This is a genomic window from Micromonospora halophytica (genome assembly GCF_900090245.1).
Classification (GTDB): domain Bacteria; phylum Actinomycetota; class Actinomycetes; order Mycobacteriales; family Micromonosporaceae; genus Micromonospora; species Micromonospora halophytica.
This window is the reverse complement of sequence record NZ_FMDN01000001.1, coordinates 551,604-567,466: the sequence shown is the minus strand read 5'-3', so window position 1 is coordinate 567,466 and position 15,863 is coordinate 551,604. Positions and strand designations below refer to the sequence as shown.

Sequence of the window (15,863 nt, the reverse complement as noted above, 5' to 3'; positions counted from 1 at the left end):
AGCCCGTACACCGTCTGCCAGGGTCCGTAGCACTCCGGCACGTCCCGCCACGGCGATCCGACCCTGGTCCGCCACCTGATCCCATCAATGAGCAGCCGTTTACTCCATGTCGGCGGCCGACCCGGCCTCTTGCCCGTGCGCAGCAACGGCTCCAGCGCCGCCCACTGCGCGTCGGTCAGGTCGTGCCGCCTCGTTGCCGCTACGCTGGCCACGAGGTCTCCGGTGTTCAGGTCTTCTTGGTCGAAGAACCATCTACCGGAGACCTCACCGACTATCGATCACCGACACGCCGGATCGATCAAGCCCGGACAGTCAACCCTGCCCACTTCTGAAACACGGCCTAGTCGCGGCGGGCGCGCAGGGCGCGGACCTTGTGCCGGGTGCCGCAGCGCTCCATCGCGCACCAGCGCCGCTGCCCGGGCCGTGAGGTGTCCACGAAGACCAGTTGGCAGTCGTGTGCGCCGCACTCCCGGATCCGGTCGGCGTAGCGGCCGGTGAGCAGGTCGACGGCGTCGCGGGCGATGCTGCTCAGTGCCTGACCGCCGGTCGCGGGCAACCGCCAGGCCCGCCCGCCGTCGTCGGCGATCTGCGGGACCAGGGGTGGGCCCGCCGCAGCCTCGTTGACCACGGCCAGGTCCGCGCGTTCCGGCGTCTCGCCCCGGGTGCGCCGTCGCGCGATCCGCCACAGCGTGTCGCGCAGCCGCCGGGCGAGGGCGAGTTCGTCGGCGTCCACGTCGACGTCGGCCGGGTCTAGGCGCAACCGGGACAGCGCCAGCCAGTCGGCCAGGTCGCGGGGCTGGCGCAGCACGTCGTAGCGGGCCAGCGCGCCGGGGCCGCCGGTGGTCAGGAACTCCAGGCAGAGCGCGCCGGGGTCGAACCGGTAGCGGGTCCCTTCGGGGGAGGTGAGGGTGAGTCCGCTTGCCCCGTCCGTCATGTAACCACTATAACTGGTTACAGGTGTCCGGTCGTCCCACCGGGGTGATCGACGAGTGACGGAGGACGCGATGGCGCTGCACTGGAAGCTCGTGATCGACTGCGCGGACCCGATCCGACTGGCCGGATTCTGGGCCGAGGCCCTCGGCTACCGGGTCGAGGACCACAGCGCCCTGATCGGCCGGCTGGCCGAGACCGGGGTGCTCCCGCCGCAGGCGTACGTCGAGGTGGACGGCCGGCGGGCCTTCCGGGAGCTGGCGGCGGTCCGGCACCCGGACGACCCGATCGATCCGGACAGTGACATGGGCCTGGGCCGCCGGCTGCTCTTCCAGGCGGTGCCGGAGCCGAAACAGGTCAAGAACCGGCTCCACCTCGACCTGCACGTCGGGGCGGACGCCCGGGAGGCCGAGGTGAAACGGCTGGAAGGGCTCGGGGCGACCGTGCTGCGCGAGGTGGCCGACCGGGGCAGCAGGCACACCACCATGGCCGATCCGGAGGGCAACGAGTTCGACGTGCAGTGACCGGCCGGGCACGGAGCCGGCCGGCGGGACCGGTCAGCGCCCGGTCGGCTCCGGCGGCAGGTGGGCGGCGCGGACGTCGAGCAGCCAGCGCTCCACCGCCGCCTCGTCGGGTCGCGACGGCAGCGGGGTGCGGATCCGGTCGAAGTCCCGCTCCGCCTCGGCGACCAGCGCCTCCGCCTCGTCCAACGCGCCACCGGCGACCCGCTCGCCGAACGCCCGGAACCACTGCGGGTCGGCCAGCCGGATCTCCAGGATGCCGGTCGCGTAGAGCACCCGGCCCTGGTGCAGCAGCCGGGCCAGGTGCCGGGCGTGTTTGGCCGAGCGCCGCCGGCCGCCCGGCGAGGAGTCGCGAGTGGTCAGCTTGCGGAACTGCTGCGTGGCGTAACCCAGGTAGGCGTCGCGGACCCGGGGTGCGCTGAGGAACGCCGACCGGATGCCGATCAGCCGCTCACCCAGGTCCGTCCGGGTCTCGTAGCAGTCGTCGGGCAACCACATCAGCTCGGTGGCGGTGGGGTTGCCGCTCAACGCCAGCCGGGCGTACTTCCCGGCCTCGTGCAGGGTGACGTCCGGGTCGGTGGTGACCACCGACTCCCGGGGCGGGTGCAGGCCGTGGAAGGCCACCGTGGGCGCGGCGAACACGCCGATCCGGTCGGTGTCCGAGCCCGGCCCGGCCAGGCCGTACGCGACCGAACCGACGATCCCGGAGAGCAGCAGGTGCATGCCGGCGAGCATGACCCACGACACCCTCTTCGCAAAACCGGACTTCGGCTGTCAGGTATCGCTGACACGCTCGACGCATGACGACGACACCGCTGGAAGGGAAGGTCGCGCTGGTGGCCGGGGCGACACGGGGCGCCGGACGGCAGATCGCGATCCAACTCGGGGCGGCCGGGGCCACCGTCTACGCCACCGGCCGCAGCACCCGGGCCGGCCGCTCCGAGATGGACCGGCCCGAGACCATCGAGGAGACCGCCGAGCTGGTCACCGCCGCCGGGGGCACCGGCATCGCGGTACGGGTCGACCACACGGTGCCCGAGCAGGTCCGCGACCTCATCGCCCGGATCGACGCCGAACAGGGCCGGCTCGACGTGCTGGTCAACGACGTGTGGGGCAGCGACCACCTGATCACCTGGCACGAACCGGTCTGGAAGCAGCCGCTCGACAAGGGCTTCCGGACCCTGGAACTGGCCGTGCACACCCACCTGATCACCAGCCACTTCGCGCTGCCGCTGCTGATCCGCAACCCCGGCGGGCTGGTGGTGGAGATCGGCGACGGCACGAAGGCCTACAACGACGAGCACTACCGGCTGTCCGCCTTCTACGACCTGGCCAAGACGTGCGTCAACCGGCTCGCGTTCGTCCAGGCCGAGGAGCTGAAGCCGCACGGGTGCACGGCGGTGGCGGTCACCCCCGGCTGGCTGCGCTCGGAGGCGATGCTCGACCATTTCGGCGTCACCGAGGAGAACTGGCGCGACGCAGTCGCCAAGGAACCGGACTTCGTCATCTCGGAGACCCCGGCGTACGTCGGGCGGGCCGTCGCCGCGCTGGCCGCCGACCCGGACCGCCACCGGTGGAACGGAAAGTCCACCGACAGCGGCGAACTGGCGACCGTTTACGGCTTCACCGACCTCGACGGCAGCCGGCCGCAGGGCTTCCGGTACATCACCGAGGTCGTCGAGGGCGGCCGGAAGGCGGACGGCTCCGACTACCGCTGAGCGCCGTACAACTCGCCGAGGCGCCGGGCCGCCTCCGCCAGCCGCTCCCGCAGCTCCGGCGGATCGAGCACCTCCAGCTCCGGGCCGAGCCGGAGCACCAGGTCGTACGCCACGTCGACGGACTCGACGGGCAGCCGGGTGACCAGCCACCCCTGCCCGTCGGGAACGCCGGCGGCGAGCGCCTCGTCGTACCCGAAGGGAGTGTCGGTGGCCCGGCGCAGCGCCCACCGGCCGGCGGGGCTCAACCGGACGGTGATCCATTCCCGGAGCATCGCCCGCAGGAACGCCTCGGCCTGCTCCCGCCAGTACCCGCCCAGGTCGAAGTCCTCGTCCCGGGTGAAACCCTCCGCGCCCGGCACGACGTCGAGCACCCGGTCCACCCGGTAGGTGCGCATGTCGTCCCCGACGCGGCCCACCAGGTACCAGGTTCCGCTCTTGAGCACCAGCCCGTACGGCTCGACCCGGCGGGTGACCTCCCGGTCGCCGCGCCGGTAGCGCAGCTCGACCACCCGGTCCGCCCAGACCGCACGGGCCAGGTCGGCGAGCAGGGGCGGTGGGGTCGAGTCGCGGAACCAGCCCGGCACGTCCAGGTGGAACCGCTGCCCGGTGCGGGCCGGCGCGTCGCGCAGGCTCGGCGGCAGCGCGGCGAGGACCTTCAGCTCGGCGGCGGCGACCGCGTCGGCGAGCCCCATGTCGCCGGCCGGCCCGGGCAACCCGGCGAGGAAGAGCGCCTCCGCCTCGTCCCGGGTCAGCCCGGTCAGCCGGGTCCGGTAGCCGCCGAGCAGCCGGTAGCCGCCCGCCCGGCCCCGGTCCGCGTAGACCGGCACCCCGGCGGCGGAGAGCGCGAGCACGTCCCGGTAGACCGTCCGCTCGGAGACCTCCAGCTCCCGGGCCAGCTCGGCGGCGGTCATCGTCTCCCGGGACTGCAGGAGCAGGACCAGCGAGATCAGCCGGGAGGCGCGCACCCCGCCATCCTGCCCCAGCCGGGTCCCCGCCCGGGGTACGCGCCTCGCCCGGCCCGGGTCGTCGACTCAGGCTGCCCTGGGTGCGGCGGGAGCGCTCTGGGCATGACTGGCGGCCTTCCGATTCAGGGCCGTTCCCAGAAGTCCGGGCCGATCGCGTCCTGATAGTCGGACTTGGCGACGAAGAAGCCCTCATCGTCCACCTCGATCGGCAGTTGGGGCAGTGGCCGGTTGGCAGGGCCGAAGATCGGTTTGGCGTTGTCGGTGATGAGGAACTGGGACTGGTGGCAGGGGCACAGCAGCCGGTTGGTCTGTTGCTCGTACAGGCTTGCGGGGCAGCCGGCGTGAGTGCAGATCTTGGAGTAGGCGATGTAGTTGGCCCACATGTAGTCCTGCTTGCCGGCGCGCAGGTTGTTCGCACGAGCGGTCTGTGCTTCCTCCTCACGAAGGTGGATCAGCAGCGTCGGCGAGTCCGCGTAGCGGTTGCTCACGCCGTGCGGGATTCCGGGGAAGACGGTGAGTTGACCCGCCGCACTGATGTCCGCCGGGCGGACGGCCCGGCCGTCCTCGCGGACGAGTCTGATGAGGGTGATCAGTCCGTCGTCGTCGGCGGGTGCAAATCCGGTCCGGAACAGTTGGTTGTTCTCGTGCGGGTCCTCGATCAATCCTCCGATCAAGGGCGCGGCGGCGACCGCCGCTACCGGTGCCAGGCCGGCGAGCAGGGACACGCCGAGCAGCGGACGCCGTTTGACGCCGAGTTCGTCGGCCATGTAGAGCATGGTCTGTGCGGTGAGTTCCCGCTCCTGCGGGCTGCTGGGGGTGTCATGGCGGTCCTGGACCGAGACCTCCTTCGGCAGCAGCTTCTTGCCCCAGGTGAGGATGCCGAAGCCGATGCCGAGCAGGGCGACGCCGAGGGTGATCCCGAGCAGCGGGGTGTAGAGGCGCTGGCTTCCGTTGCCGAGTTGGAACCGCCACGGCCACCAGATGTAGATGACCAGGAAGGCGGTCGCGGCCAGGCCCGCGAGGAAGAAGAACGACGCGACCGTCCGGGTGAGTCGTCGCTCAGCCGCCGACCCGGGTCTCGCCTGCGGCTCGTAGTGGACGATCTCGATATCGTCGCGGCGCGCCCCCTCACGCACCACGTCGAACCGGGACGTCTGACGAAGGCCCGGGCCCGACGGTTCCTCCCGCTTGCCCCGACGCCGGCTCATGATGGGATCCTCATCGTGATCAGGACTTGCCGGCGATCCAGAGGCTGGCGAAGACCAGCGCCACGATGCCGACGAGGAAGATGGCGACCCCTTCCGTCGACGGCCCGTAGCGGCCGAGGTTGAAGCCCCCCGCGTCCTGGCCGTCCTGCAGAACCTGCTGGATGTAGGCGATGATGTCGGCCTTCTGCTCAGGGGTTATCTGGGTGTCGCCGAACACCGGCATGTTCTGCGGCCCCGACAGCATCGCCGCGTAGATCTGCTGACTCGTGGCGGGGTACAGGCTCGGAGCGAACTTTCCCGAGGAGAGCGCGCCACCGCCGCCGCCGAAGGCGTGACACTGGGAGCAGTTGATGCGGAAGAGATCGCCGCCAACCGACAGGTCCGCGCCTCGCGTCAGGTCACCCTCGGGTACCTGCGGGCCGCCACCGAGCTCCTGGATGTACTGGCCCAACTGGCGAACTTCCTCGTCGCTGTACTGCGGCGGCTTGCGCCAGGCCTGCGCCTCCTGCCGCGCCAGTGGCATTCTCCCGGTCCCCACCTGGAACAACACCGACGCCGACCCGACCCCGACCAGGCTCGGCCCACGCCCCTCCACGCCCTGGGCGTTGCGGCCGTGGCACGTCACGCAGCCCACCTCGAACAACGCTTTGCCCTCCAGCGCCGCAGCGCTGAAGCCGGGCGCGTCCTGAGCCTGTGCCGGTGGCGCGAGCGCTGCGTAGACACCCCCGGCAAGCATCAGGGCAACGGCCAGCCGAAGGATTCCGACGAGCCGTCGGCGGGCGGCGCTCAACGTTCGCCGCCGGCCGGGAAGCCCAGGGCGTGCCTCAGCGGTCATGTCGATCCCCAACTTCACTCGGGCCTCGAGGATTGGGCCCCGGCCAGTGAACGCGCCCGTCCGATTAGTCCATTTTCTAACACTGTTCGCTTCCGCCCGCAGCAGTTTCTCGACGTGCGTACGCCTCAATCCGGGACGCCCCTCGACGGTCGTCGCCTCCCGAGTGGTGTGCCAGGGGAACAGGACTGTCACCGCGTCGGTGCTGCTGTCCCGACGGCGGCTGCACCGACAGAGCACCACTGGCTAGGCTCTGCGCTCGTGAACGCACCCCGCGACATCGCCGCACCGGTGGCCGGCGCCGCCGGTCGCTTCTTCTCCGGCGTGGGTCTGCTCCTGCGCGGTCTCGGCCTGTACGTCCGCAGCCCCGGGCTGATGCTGCTCGGCGTCGTCCCGGCGCTGATCTCGGGCGCGGTGTTCGTCACCGCGTTCGCCACCCTGGTGTGGTTCGTCGACGACCTCGCCGCACTGGTCACGCCGTTCGCGGACGACTGGTCGACGACCCCGCGCAGCCTGGTCCGGGTGGTCGCCGGGCTGGCCTTCCTCGGCCTCGGCGGCCTGCTCGCGGTGGTCAGCTTCACCGCGGTCACCCTGGTCATCGGCGACCCGTTCTACGAGAAGATCTCCGAGCGGGTGGAGGAGCGCCTGGGCGGCACCCCGGGTGCGGTCGAGGTGCCGTTCTGGGCCTCGCTGCGGCGCAGCGTCGTCGACTCGCTCCGGTTGGTCGGCCTCTCGGTGCTCTTCGGCATCCCGCTCTTCGCCGCCGGTTTCATCCCGGTCGTCGGGCAGACCGTGGTGCCGGTGATCGGGGCGGCGGTGGGCGGCTGGCTGCTCGCCGTGGAACTGGCCGGCGCGCCCTTCTCCCGGCGCGGGCTGCGGCTGCCCGACCGGCGGTCGGTGCTGAAGGCGGACCGGGCCACCACGCTCGGCTTCGGCGTGGCGGTCTTCCTCTGCTTCCTGATCCCGCTCGGCGCGGTGCTGGTCATGCCGGCGGCCGTCGCCGGCGCCGCCCTGCTGACCCGCCGGTCGCTGGGCCAGTCCACCGAGGAGCGTTGACGTGGAGATCACCCTGGTCGAGGGGGACATCACCGCCCAGCACGTCGACGTGGTCGTCAACGCGGCCAACTCGTCGCTGCTCGGCGGCGGAGGAGTGGACGGCGCCATCCACCGCCGGGGCGGCCCGGCCATCCTGGCGGAGTGCCAGGCGCTGCGCGCCTCCCGCTACGGCCGGGGCCTGCCCACCGGGCAGGCGGTCGCCACCACGGCCGGGAACCTGCCGGCCCGCTGGGTCGTGCACACCGTCGGGCCGGTCCACTCGGCCACCGAGGACCGCTCCGGCCTGCTGCGCGACTGCTACGCCAACAGCCTCGCCGTCGCCGACGGGCTGGGCGCGACCACGGTGGCGTTCCCGCTGATCTCGGCCGGGGTCTACGGCTGGCCGGTCGACGACGCCGTACGGCAGGCGCTGACCGTGCTGCGGGCCGCCGGGCCGGCGACCGTCACCGAGACCCGGCTGGTGCTCCTCGGCGCGGACACCTACGCCACCGCCCGCCGGGTGTTCGAGGAAGGCTGATCAGGGCAGCTCGCGCAGGCAGGACCACTGGGACGCCACCGGCCGGTAGCCGAGCCGGTCGTTGACCGCCAGCATCGGCGCGTTCGCCTCGTCGTTCGAGGTGTACGCCGTGCGTACCCCGCGTGCGGCGGCGCGGTGCAGGGCGGCCTGCTTCGCCAGCCGGGCCAACCCCCGCCCCCGGTACGCGGGCGTGGTGCCGGTGAAGTCGGACCACATCCGGTCGCCGTCGCGCACCACCAGGCTGTACGAGGCGAGCACGCCGTCGACCTCGACGGCGGTGCTGGCGTCCCGGTCCAGCCCGACGTTGTCCCACACGTCGTAGCGCCAGCTCTCGAAGCTCAGCACGTCGGAGCCGATGTCGTCGGGTTCGTCCGCGGCGCTGGCGACCTCCAGGTCGTACACCGGGCGCGGGTCCAGTGCGGCCAGCGGGCGTAGCCGCACGCCCGGTGGCGGGGCCGGCGCGGGCGGGGCCGGGTGCAGGTCGAGGGCTGAGTAGCGCACCTCCCGGCTGGGGGAGAAGCCGTTGCGGCGGGCGAAGTCCAGCGATCCGGTCTGCGCCCAGGTGCGGATCCGGTGTACCCCGAGCGGCAGCAGGTGACCCAGCGCCCGGTCGAGCAGCCGGTGCCCGAGGCCGCGCCGCCGGTGGTCGGGGTGGACGTGCGGCAGGGCGATCTCGCCGACGCCCTCCTCGGAGGTGCGCACGTTGCGGTACGCCGACGCCCACCCGACGATCCGGCCGCCGACCTCGGCCACGAAGGCCGTCCAGTCCTCGCCGGGCGGCGAATGCGCGATCATGCGGCGGGTCGACTCGACACCGCCCACCAGGTACGGGTGGACGACAGCGCGGAGCGCGACCACCCCGGCGGCGTCCTCGGGGACGGCGGTGCGGACGCGCACTCAGCCCACCGGCCGGACGGCGGCGACCGCCTCGACCTCGACGAGCTGGTCGGGGTAGCCGAGCACGGCAACCCCGAGCAGCGTGCTCGGCGGATCGTGGTCGCCGAAGGCGTCCCGGACCACCTCCCAGACCGCCACCAGGTCGGCCCGGCGGGACGAGGCCACGTACACCGTGGTCTTGACGACGTCGGTGAGGCGTGCGCCGGCGGCGGCCAGCGCGGTCTCCAGGTTCGCCACCACCTGGCGGGCCTGGGCCACCGGGTCGCCGGGGGCGACCGTACGGCCGTCGGCGTCGAGCGGGCAGGCCCCGGCGGTGAAGACCAGCCGGGCCGGCGGGTCGACCGTGGCGGCGTAGGCGTACTCGGCGACGTCGGAGAGGGCGGGCACGTGGATCAGGTGGCTGGGGCCGGTCATCCGGCGACGCTACCGCCGCGGGACCGCGCCGCTCGACCGGTTAACCGCCCGCACCGGAGGCCCCGGGAGGTCGGGGGGCGGAAAATCGGCCGCCCGGGATGTCGCGCGACGTCCGCGACGTCCCGGGGCAGTGCTCACGCCGACTCGCGCAGCACCAGTTCGGTCGGGAGGATCAGCGCCTCGTCGATCGCCTCGCCGGCGGTCATCCGCAGCAGCTGGCGGGTCAGCGCCCGGCCCAGCTCCACGATCGGCTGCCGGACGGTGGTCAGCGGCGGATCGGTGTACGCGGCGGTCTCGATGTCGTCGAAGCCGATCACCGCCACGTCCTGCGGCACCCGCCGCCCCGCCTCGCGGAGCGTACGCAGGGCGGCGTGCGCCATCAGGTCGGAGGCGGCGAAGACCGCGTCCAGGTCGGGGTGCTCGGCGAGCAGCTGGTGCATCGCCCGGGCGCCGGACTCCCGGGTGAAGTCGCCGTACGCCACCCGTTCCGGCAGTCCGGCCTCGGCGATCGTGTTCCGGTAGCCGGCGAGCCGTTCGATGCCGGCGACCATGTCCTGCGGGCCGGCGATGGTGGCGATTCGCCGCCGACCGTTCGTGATCAGGTACCGGACCGCCCTGCTCACCCCGCCGAGGTGGTCCACGTCGACGTACGGCACCTGCGCGCCGCCGAGCGGACGACCGCTGCACACCACCGGGATGCCGAGCTGGGCGAGCTTGCCGGGCAGCGGGTCCGCGCCGTGCAGCGAGGCGAAGAGCACCCCGTCGACGTGCCGGCCGGTGGTGTAGCGCTCCACCCGGGCGTGCCCGGCGGGGGAGCCGGCCAACATCAGCACGAGCTGCTTGTCGGCCGCCTCCAGCTCCTGGGCCGCGCCTCGGATGATGCCGGGGAAGACCTGGTCGTCGGAGAAGACCCGGGTGGCCTCCTCCGGCATCACCAGGGCGACCGAGTCGGTCCGCTGGGTGACCAGGCTGCGGGCGGCCAGGTTCGGCACGTACCCCAGCTCGGCCACGGCCCGGCGGACCGCCTCCTGGATCGGCCCGGCGACGGTGGTGGAGCCGTTGACCACCCGGGACACGGTCGCCCGGGACACACCTGCCCGGCGGGCGACCGCTTCCAGGGTCGGTCGATGTGTCGTCGTCATCCCCGTTACCACCACCTCGTCACAGCCCGTTCCGGGAGATCACCTCCCGGTACCACCGGGCGCTGGACTTCGGTGTGCGCCGCTGGGTCAGGTAGTCGACGTGGACGATCCCGAACCGCTTCCGGTACCCCTCGGCCCACTCGAAGTTGTCCAGCAACGACCATACGAGATAACCGCGCAGGTCGACTCCCCGGGCGATGGCCCGGTGCGCGGCGCGCAGGTGACCGTCGAGGTAGGCGATCCGGTCGCTGTCCATGACCTGGCCGTGCCCGTCCGGGCCGTCGACGCCCTCCTTGTCGGGGAACGCCCCGCCGTTCTCCGTGATCATCAGCGGCAGTCCGGGGTAGTCCCGGCCGATCCGCTCCAGCAGTCGGGCCAGCCCGGCCGCCTCGATCATCCAGCCCATCTCGGTCAGCGGGCCGGTCGGCGGCAGGAACTCCACCAGGCCCTCGGTGCCCGGGTACGCCCCGTTGCCGGCCCCGCCCGGCCGGCCGGCGACGTAGGTCGGTGCGTAGTAGTTGACACCGAGCAGGTCGATCGGCGCGGCGATGGTCTTCTCGTCCCCGTCCCGGATGAAGGTCGGGTCGACCAGCCGGCTGACGTGCTCCAGCACGTCCGACGGGTAGCCGGCCCCGGTCAGCGGGTCGAGGAAGATCCTGTTGTGCAGGCCGTCGACCAGCCGCACGGCTTCGCCGTCCGCGGCGCTGGCCGGGTCGGCCGGCTGCACGTCCGCCGGGTTGATGGTGATCCCGAGGGTCTCCGCGCCGGCCGCGCGCAGCGCGCGGGCCGCCAGGCCGTGCCCCAGCAGCAGATGGTGTACGGCGGCGAACGCCTTGCCCGGGTCCTGCTCGCCGGGGGCGTGCACCCCGTTGCCGTAGCCGAGGTAGGCCGAGCACCAGGGCTCGTTGAGCGTGGTCCAGGTGCGGATCCGGTCACCGAGCCGGGTGTGTACGGCGACGGCGTAGTCGGCCAGGTGCTCGGCGGTGTCCCGGTTCGTCCAGCCACCCTGGTCCTGCAACGTCTGGGGCAGGTCCCAGTGGTAGAGGGTGACGATCGGGTCGATGCCCCGGGCCAGGATGGTGTCGGTGAGCCGGTCGTAGAAGTCCAGCCCGCGGGGATTGACCGGGCCCGTGCCGTCCGGCTGGATCCGGGGCCAGGCCACCGAGAAGCGGTACGCCTTCAGTCCCAGCTCGGCCATCAGCGCCACGTCGTCGGCGTACCGGTGGTAGTGGTCGCAGGCGACGTCGCCGGTGTGCCCCTGGAAGACCTTCCCCGGGGTACGGCTGAAGGTGTCCCAGATGGACGGACCGCGCCCGTCCTCGTGGACCGCGCCCTCGATCTGGTACGCGGCGGTGGCCGCACCCCAGACGAAGTTCTCGGGAAAACGGAGCTCAGTCACGCCTTGACCGCACCTTCCATGATGCCGCCGATGATCTGGCGGCCGAACACGACGAAGACCAGCAGGAGGGGCAGGGTGGCGATCGCCGTCCCGGTGAACACCTGCGACATGTCCTGGTAGTACCCGTCGGACAGGGCCCGCAACGACAGCTGCACGGTGGGGTTCTCCGGATCGTTGAGCACGGCGTACGGCCACAGGAAGTCGTTCCAGGTGGTCATGAAGGTGAGCAGGCCGAGCACGGCGGCGGCCGGGCGCAGCGCGGGCAGCACCACGTTCCAGTAGATCCGGGCGGTGTTGCAGCCGTCCACCCGGGCGGCCTCGATCAGCTCGTTGCTGACCGCCTGGCCGGCGTACTGGCGCATCATGAACACGCCGAAGCCGGTCACCAGCGCGGGCACGATCACCGCCGGGAGGCGGTCGTTCCAGTTCAGCTTCGTCATCAGCATGTACAACGGGATGATGCCGAGCTGGGTGGGCACCATCATCGTCGCGATGATGACCATCAGCAGCGCGTTGGAGCCGCGGAAGCGCAGCTTGGCGAAGGCGAAGCCGGCCAGGGTGGAGAAGAAGACCACCGAGACGGTGACCGAGACCGCGACGATCGCCGAGTTGATCAGACCGGTGAGGAAGTACGCGTCGGTGTTGGCGAAGAGCCGGGCGATGTTGGTGCCGAGGTTGCCGCCGGGCGTGACCGGGGGCGGCACCTGGCCCATCGCGTCGCTGGTGCGGCTGGCCACCACGAACATCCAGTAGATCGGGAAGATCGACAGGACGGCGGTGAGGGCCAGTGCCGCGTAGGTGAGCCGGCCGGCCGACCACAATCGGGTCATCGGGTTCCCTCCTTGCGCCCGCCGCCGCCGAGGCGGCGCAGCACCAGCACGTTGATGGCCGCGACGATCGCGATCAGGGCGAAGAGCAGCCAGGCGACCGCCGAGCCGTAGCCGAAGTTGTAGTGCGGTGCGAAGGCGTTCTCGAACATGTACATGGTCACCGTCTGCGACTCGCGCAGCGGGCCGCCGCGGATCGCGTTGGTGCCGGAGTGGAAGAGGCGGGGCTCGGTGAAGAGCTGGAGCCCGCCGATGGTGGAGATGATGACGGCGAAGATGATCGTCGGCTTGAGCAGCGGCACCGTGATCGACCAGAACTGCCGGGCCCGGCTGGCCCCGTCGATCGACGCGGACTCGTAGAGGTCGCGCGGGATGGCCTGCATCGCGGCCAGGAAGATCAGGGCGTTGTAGCCGGTCCACCGCCAGTCGACCATGGTCGAGATGGCCACCCAGGAGGCGATCCGGTTCGATTTCCAGTTGATCGCGTCGATTCCGACCAGGTCGAGCATCCAGTTGATCATGCCGAACTCGCGGCCGAAGAGGACGCCGAAGACGATCGCCACCGCGGCGGTGGAGGTGACGTTCGGGACCAGCACCGCCATCCGCCAGCCGGTACGCGCCCGCAGCTGCCGGTTGAGCAGGTTGGCCAGCCAGAGCGCGAGGAGCAGCTGCGGCACCGTGGAGAGGACGAAGATGCCGAGGGTGTTGACCACCGAGTGCCAGAAGTCGGGGTCGGCCATCAGCTGGCTGTAGTTCTGCCCCCCGATGAAGGTGGGGTTGGTGCCGAGCAGGTCCCAGTCGTGCAGCGAGACCCAGAAGGTGTAGACCAGCGGGTAGATGCCGAAGACGGCGAAGAGCAGGAAGAACGGGGCGATGTAGAGGTAGGGCGAGAACCGGGTGTCGAACCGGGTGAGCCGGCTGCCCCGGGGCGAGCGGGCGTGGCGCGGCGCCGGTACGACCGGCGGCCGGGCGTCGAGCTGGACGGCCATGCCGTGAAACTCCTTCTTCCGCCGTACGGGCGGGTCCGGTGCACCCCCGGGCCCGCCCGTACGTTCGACTCGGACTACTTGGCGGCGGCCTTCTTGGCGTTGTTCACGGCGTCGGTCCAGCCCTGCTCGGGGTTGCGCTGCCCCAGCTCCACCGTGCGGACGGCGTTCTCCACCTCGGTGCGCACGGCCTGGTTCTTCGGACCCATGTAGACCGGCTTCAGGCTCTTGGCGCCGGTGCCGAAGATCTTGCCGACGGGAGCGTCGGCGAAGTACGCGTTCGTCGAGTCGGCGATCGCCGGGTCGTCGAGCGCCTGCGGCGACGACGGCAGCGGGCCCTTGGCCTTGAACGCGCCGATCTGGCCCTTGGCGCTGGTCAGGAACTTGGCCAGCTCAATCGCCTCGGCCTGGTGCTTGCTCTGCTTCGGCACGGCCAGGAAGGAGCCGCCCCAGTTGCCGCCGTCGCCGGGGATGTCGGCGACGTCCCACTTGCCCTTGGCCGCCGCGCCGGCGTTGCCCTCGATCACGCCGGTCATCCAGGCGGGGCAGGCGATGGTGGCGAACTTCGACTGCTTGAAGGCCGAGACCCACTCCTCCGACCAGGAGCCGTACTTGCCGGAGAGGTCGGAGTCGATGATGTCCATGGTGGTGTCGTACGCCTGCTTCACGGCCGGGTTGCTGTCGACGACCAGGTTGTCGCTGGTGTCGTAGTAGCTGTAACCGGTGGAGTTGCCGGCGGTCTGCAGCAGGATGGTGTTGAAGGTGTTGGTCGCGCCGTCGAGGAACGAGGCACCGGTGTTCTTCGCCTTGAACTGCTCGCCGACCTTGATGTAGTCCTGCCACGTCGGCCAGAGCTTGGAGACCTCGTCCCGCTCGGTGGGCAGGCCGGCCTTGGCGAAGAGGTCCTTGCGGTAGCACATCGCGATGCCGCCGACGTCGGTGCCGAGACCGATCAGCTGCTTGCCGTCGGCGGTGAGCCCCTGGTTCCACTTCCACTCCAGGAAGTTGCCCTTGAGGTCGGCCGCGCCGTGGTCGAGCAGGTTGACGAAGTTCTGCGGGTTGGCCTTGTACTCGACCAGCAGCCCTTCCTCGATGGCGACCACGTCGCCCGCGCCCTTGCCGGCGGCGAGCCACTGGGTCAGCTTGGGCGAGTACTCGTCCAGGTTGCTGCCGGTGCCCCGTTCGACGATCTTCACGTCGGGGTGGCTGGCCATGTACTCCTTGTAGAGCTCGTCGTAGCCGAACTGGCCGAAGACGTCCACGGTCAGCGTGATCGGCCCGTCCTCGGCCGCCTCGTCACCGCCGCACGCGGTGGTGCCGAGCAGCGCGGTGGTGGCGACGAGGGCAACGGCCGCCAAGCGGCGGCGCGAAAAGGTACCCATCTTCCTCGGATTCCTCTCAGGTCATCGGGTGGTGGAGCGAATGGACCTGCTGATGAGCGAGTCGCAGCCATCTCCCGAGGTGGATCAGAGGGGCTGAGAGAGCGCTCTCACGTCAGCGTGGTGGGTGCCCCGTGTTCTGTCAAGAGAGCGCTCTCCCGTGAATCCGAGCCGTGACCTTTCCGACCCCGGGAACGACGAGAGCGGCCGTTCCCGGGGGGCGGCCGCTCTCGGGGTGGTCGACGGATCAGCCGGTGCGCAGGCCCTCCAGCAGCGTGCGGTCGCCGGTGACCTCGAGGGTGTCGAAGCTGACCCGGCCCCAGAGGGCGAGCAGCAGGTCGCTGGCGGTCCCGGTGGCCTGGGCGCGGGCGTGGTGGTCCTCGTGGCCGAAGACGGTGGCGGTGTCGAGCAGGGCCACCCCGTCGCCGCGCAGCCGCAGGTACCACTCCTGGGCGACGTCCGTCGCGGTCAGCTGCACCACCCCGTGCCACTGCCCCGGCACCGCCCGGCGGCCGGCGGGCAGCCAGGTGTCCAGCACCTCGCCGACGCCGTCGGCCGCGAGCTTCGCCTCGATCGGGCCGCCCGCGGCGATGGCGAGCTGGGCGTCCCAGCGGTGCACCGCCGTCTCGTGGGCCATCCGGCGCAGCCAGAAGGCGGCCTTCTTCGGCTGCGGCGCCCAGTTCCACGCCGGGGCCTCCGGGTCGAGGCCGTCGAAGAGGGTCATGAGCTGGTCGTAGCCGTGCTGCCAGAGCTGTAGCGGAGTGGCTCCGGCGGCCAGTTCGGCGTCGTCGCGCCGGGCCGGCTGGCCGGCGTCGCCCGAGCCGGCGAAGGAGTGCACCCAGTGGTAGATGCTGGCGAGGTGCAGCGTGAGGTCGGCGACCGTCCAGCCCGGACGGGAGAGCACCGGGGTCTCGGGCGGAGCCTCGGCGACGGCCGAGGCGAACGCCGGGCCGTCGGCCCGCAGCGCGCCGATCCAGAAGTCCTTCGTGCCGTGCAGTCTGCTCATCCCAATCCTCCCCGGGGGTGACCGGGCCACCAGTGGGTGCCGCGGCTGCCTCTCAGCCTAGGGTGA

At 71.6% G+C, this 15,863-nt stretch carries 18 protein-coding genes; 4 read left to right on the top strand and 14 right to left on the bottom strand.

The window, feature by feature from the left end:
- A partial coding sequence (locus GA0070560_RS02675; protein ID WP_139131430.1) for a transposase occupies positions 1-212 on the bottom strand: 212 nt, incomplete at its 3' end.
- A 128-nt stretch (positions 213-340) separates the two neighbouring features.
- On the bottom strand, positions 341-934 hold the full coding sequence (locus tag GA0070560_RS02670; RefSeq protein WP_091290774.1) for a CGNR zinc finger domain-containing protein: 594 nt from the start codon (positions 932-934) through the stop codon (positions 341-343).
- Between the two features lie 55 nt (positions 935-989).
- On the opposite strand from GA0070560_RS02670, the gene GA0070560_RS02665 reads away from it, so the two are divergent.
- Positions 990-1,454 carry a VOC family protein gene (locus tag GA0070560_RS02665; protein ID WP_245675315.1) on the top strand — a complete coding sequence of 155 codons (465 nt, stop codon included), beginning with the start codon at positions 990-992 and terminating at the stop codon, positions 1,452-1,454.
- Between the two features lie 33 nt (positions 1,455-1,487).
- Here the strand turns inward: GA0070560_RS02665 and GA0070560_RS02660 are convergent, their stop codons facing one another.
- Complete coding sequence (locus tag GA0070560_RS02660; protein WP_091290928.1) at positions 1,488-2,174, bottom strand: nucleotidyltransferase domain-containing protein; 687 nt, start codon at positions 2,172-2,174, stop codon at positions 1,488-1,490.
- Positions 2,175-2,251: 77 nt separating this feature from the next.
- On the opposite strand from GA0070560_RS02660, the gene GA0070560_RS02655 reads away from it, so the two are divergent.
- Positions 2,252-3,169 carry an SDR family oxidoreductase gene (locus GA0070560_RS02655; RefSeq protein WP_091290772.1) on the top strand — a complete coding sequence of 306 codons (918 nt, stop codon included), beginning with the start codon at positions 2,252-2,254 and terminating at the stop codon, positions 3,167-3,169.
- Here GA0070560_RS02655 and GA0070560_RS02650 read toward each other — a convergent pair.
- The 3 genes from GA0070560_RS02650 to qcrC all read right to left on the bottom strand — a co-directional run bounded on the left by GA0070560_RS02650 (position 3,160) and on the right by qcrC (position 6,177).
- A complete protein-coding gene (locus GA0070560_RS02650; RefSeq protein WP_091290769.1) occupies positions 3,160-4,134 on the bottom strand; it encodes a helix-turn-helix transcriptional regulator in 975 nt (324 codons plus the stop codon). The genes GA0070560_RS02655 and GA0070560_RS02650 overlap by 10 nt on opposite strands.
- Positions 4,135-4,256: 122 nt before the next feature.
- Positions 4,257-5,342 carry a cytochrome bc1 complex Rieske iron-sulfur subunit gene (gene qcrA / locus GA0070560_RS02645; protein ID WP_091290766.1) on the bottom strand — a complete coding sequence of 362 codons (1,086 nt, stop codon included), beginning with the start codon at positions 5,340-5,342 and terminating at the stop codon, positions 4,257-4,259.
- Between the two features lie 19 nt (positions 5,343-5,361).
- The gene (qcrC, locus tag GA0070560_RS02640; protein WP_091290925.1) at positions 5,362-6,177 is read right to left on the bottom strand and encodes a cytochrome bc1 complex diheme cytochrome c subunit; all 816 of its coding nucleotides are present in this window, start codon (positions 6,175-6,177) and stop codon (positions 5,362-5,364) included.
- A gap of 258 nt (positions 6,178-6,435) precedes the next feature.
- Between qcrC and GA0070560_RS02635 the strand changes: the two genes are divergently transcribed.
- Positions 6,436-7,230: an EI24 domain-containing protein gene (locus tag GA0070560_RS02635; protein ID WP_091290763.1), complete on the top strand. Its 795-nt coding sequence runs from the start codon at positions 6,436-6,438 to the stop codon at positions 7,228-7,230.
- 1 nt (position 7,231) lies between these two features.
- Positions 7,232-7,747: an O-acetyl-ADP-ribose deacetylase gene (locus tag GA0070560_RS02630; protein WP_091290760.1), complete on the top strand. Its 516-nt coding sequence runs from the start codon at positions 7,232-7,234 to the stop codon at positions 7,745-7,747.
- Here the strand turns inward: GA0070560_RS02630 and GA0070560_RS02625 are convergent, their stop codons facing one another.
- The 8 genes from GA0070560_RS02625 to GA0070560_RS02590 form a co-directional block, all read right to left on the bottom strand.
- Entirely contained in the window at positions 7,748-8,644 is an 897-nt protein-coding gene (locus tag GA0070560_RS02625; RefSeq protein ID WP_091290757.1) for a GNAT family N-acetyltransferase, read from the bottom strand.
- Entirely contained in the window at positions 8,645-9,058 is a 414-nt protein-coding gene (locus tag GA0070560_RS02620; RefSeq protein ID WP_091290756.1) for a RidA family protein, read from the bottom strand.
- A gap of 134 nt (positions 9,059-9,192) precedes the next feature.
- On the bottom strand, positions 9,193-10,200 hold the full coding sequence (locus tag GA0070560_RS02615) for a LacI family DNA-binding transcriptional regulator (protein WP_091290753.1): 1,008 nt from the start codon (positions 10,198-10,200) through the stop codon (positions 9,193-9,195).
- 19 nt (positions 10,201-10,219) lie between these two features.
- Complete coding sequence (locus GA0070560_RS02610) at positions 10,220-11,599, bottom strand: GH1 family beta-glucosidase (RefSeq protein WP_091290751.1); 1,380 nt, start codon at positions 11,597-11,599, stop codon at positions 10,220-10,222.
- On the bottom strand, positions 11,596-12,429 hold the full coding sequence (locus GA0070560_RS02605; RefSeq protein WP_091290748.1) for a carbohydrate ABC transporter permease: 834 nt from the start codon (positions 12,427-12,429) through the stop codon (positions 11,596-11,598). Before GA0070560_RS02605 ends, GA0070560_RS02610 begins: the two co-directional genes overlap by 4 nt.
- Positions 12,426-13,415, bottom strand: coding sequence for a carbohydrate ABC transporter permease (locus tag GA0070560_RS02600; protein ID WP_091290745.1), 990 nt, complete (start codon positions 13,413-13,415; stop codon positions 12,426-12,428). The genes GA0070560_RS02605 and GA0070560_RS02600 overlap by 4 nt, the downstream gene beginning before the upstream one ends.
- 74 nt (positions 13,416-13,489) lie before the next feature.
- Positions 13,490-14,794: an ABC transporter substrate-binding protein gene (locus GA0070560_RS02595; RefSeq protein ID WP_091290741.1), complete on the bottom strand. Its 1,305-nt coding sequence runs from the start codon at positions 14,792-14,794 to the stop codon at positions 13,490-13,492.
- Between the two features lie 244 nt (positions 14,795-15,038).
- Positions 15,039-15,797, bottom strand: coding sequence for a maleylpyruvate isomerase family mycothiol-dependent enzyme (locus tag GA0070560_RS02590; protein ID WP_091290738.1), 759 nt, complete (start codon positions 15,795-15,797; stop codon positions 15,039-15,041).
- Positions 15,798-15,863: the final 66 nt, after the last annotated feature.

Bases quoted from the DNA above. Each gene is read 5' to 3' on its own strand.
- GA0070560_RS02590 (WP_091290738.1), bottom strand. From the start codon at position 15,797: ATGAGCAGACTGCACGGCACGAAGGACTTCTGGATCGGCGCGCTGCGG.
- GA0070560_RS02655 (WP_091290772.1), top strand. From the start codon at position 2,252: ATGACGACGACACCGCTGGAAGGGAAGGTCGCGCTGGTGGCCGGGGCG.
- GA0070560_RS02600 (WP_091290745.1), bottom strand. From the start codon at position 13,415: ATGGCCGTCCAGCTCGACGCCCGGCCGCCGGTCGTACCGGCGCCGCGC.
- qcrC (WP_091290925.1), bottom strand. From the start codon at position 6,177: ATGACCGCTGAGGCACGCCCTGGGCTTCCCGGCCGGCGGCGAACGTTG.
- GA0070560_RS02620 (WP_091290756.1), bottom strand. From the start codon at position 9,058: ATGACCGGCCCCAGCCACCTGATCCACGTGCCCGCCCTCTCCGACGTC.
- GA0070560_RS02605 (WP_091290748.1), bottom strand. From the start codon at position 12,429: ATGACCCGATTGTGGTCGGCCGGCCGGCTCACCTACGCGGCACTGGCC.
- GA0070560_RS02615 (WP_091290753.1), bottom strand. From the start codon at position 10,200: ATGACGACGACACATCGACCGACCCTGGAAGCGGTCGCCCGCCGGGCA.
- GA0070560_RS02595 (WP_091290741.1), bottom strand. From the start codon at position 14,794: ATGGGTACCTTTTCGCGCCGCCGCTTGGCGGCCGTTGCCCTCGTCGCC.
- GA0070560_RS02670 (WP_091290774.1), bottom strand. From the start codon at position 934: ATGACGGACGGGGCAAGCGGACTCACCCTCACCTCCCCCGAAGGGACC.
- qcrA (WP_091290766.1), bottom strand. From the start codon at position 5,342: ATGAGCCGGCGTCGGGGCAAGCGGGAGGAACCGTCGGGCCCGGGCCTT.
- GA0070560_RS02660 (WP_091290928.1), bottom strand. From the start codon at position 2,174: ATGCACCTGCTGCTCTCCGGGATCGTCGGTTCGGTCGCGTACGGCCTG.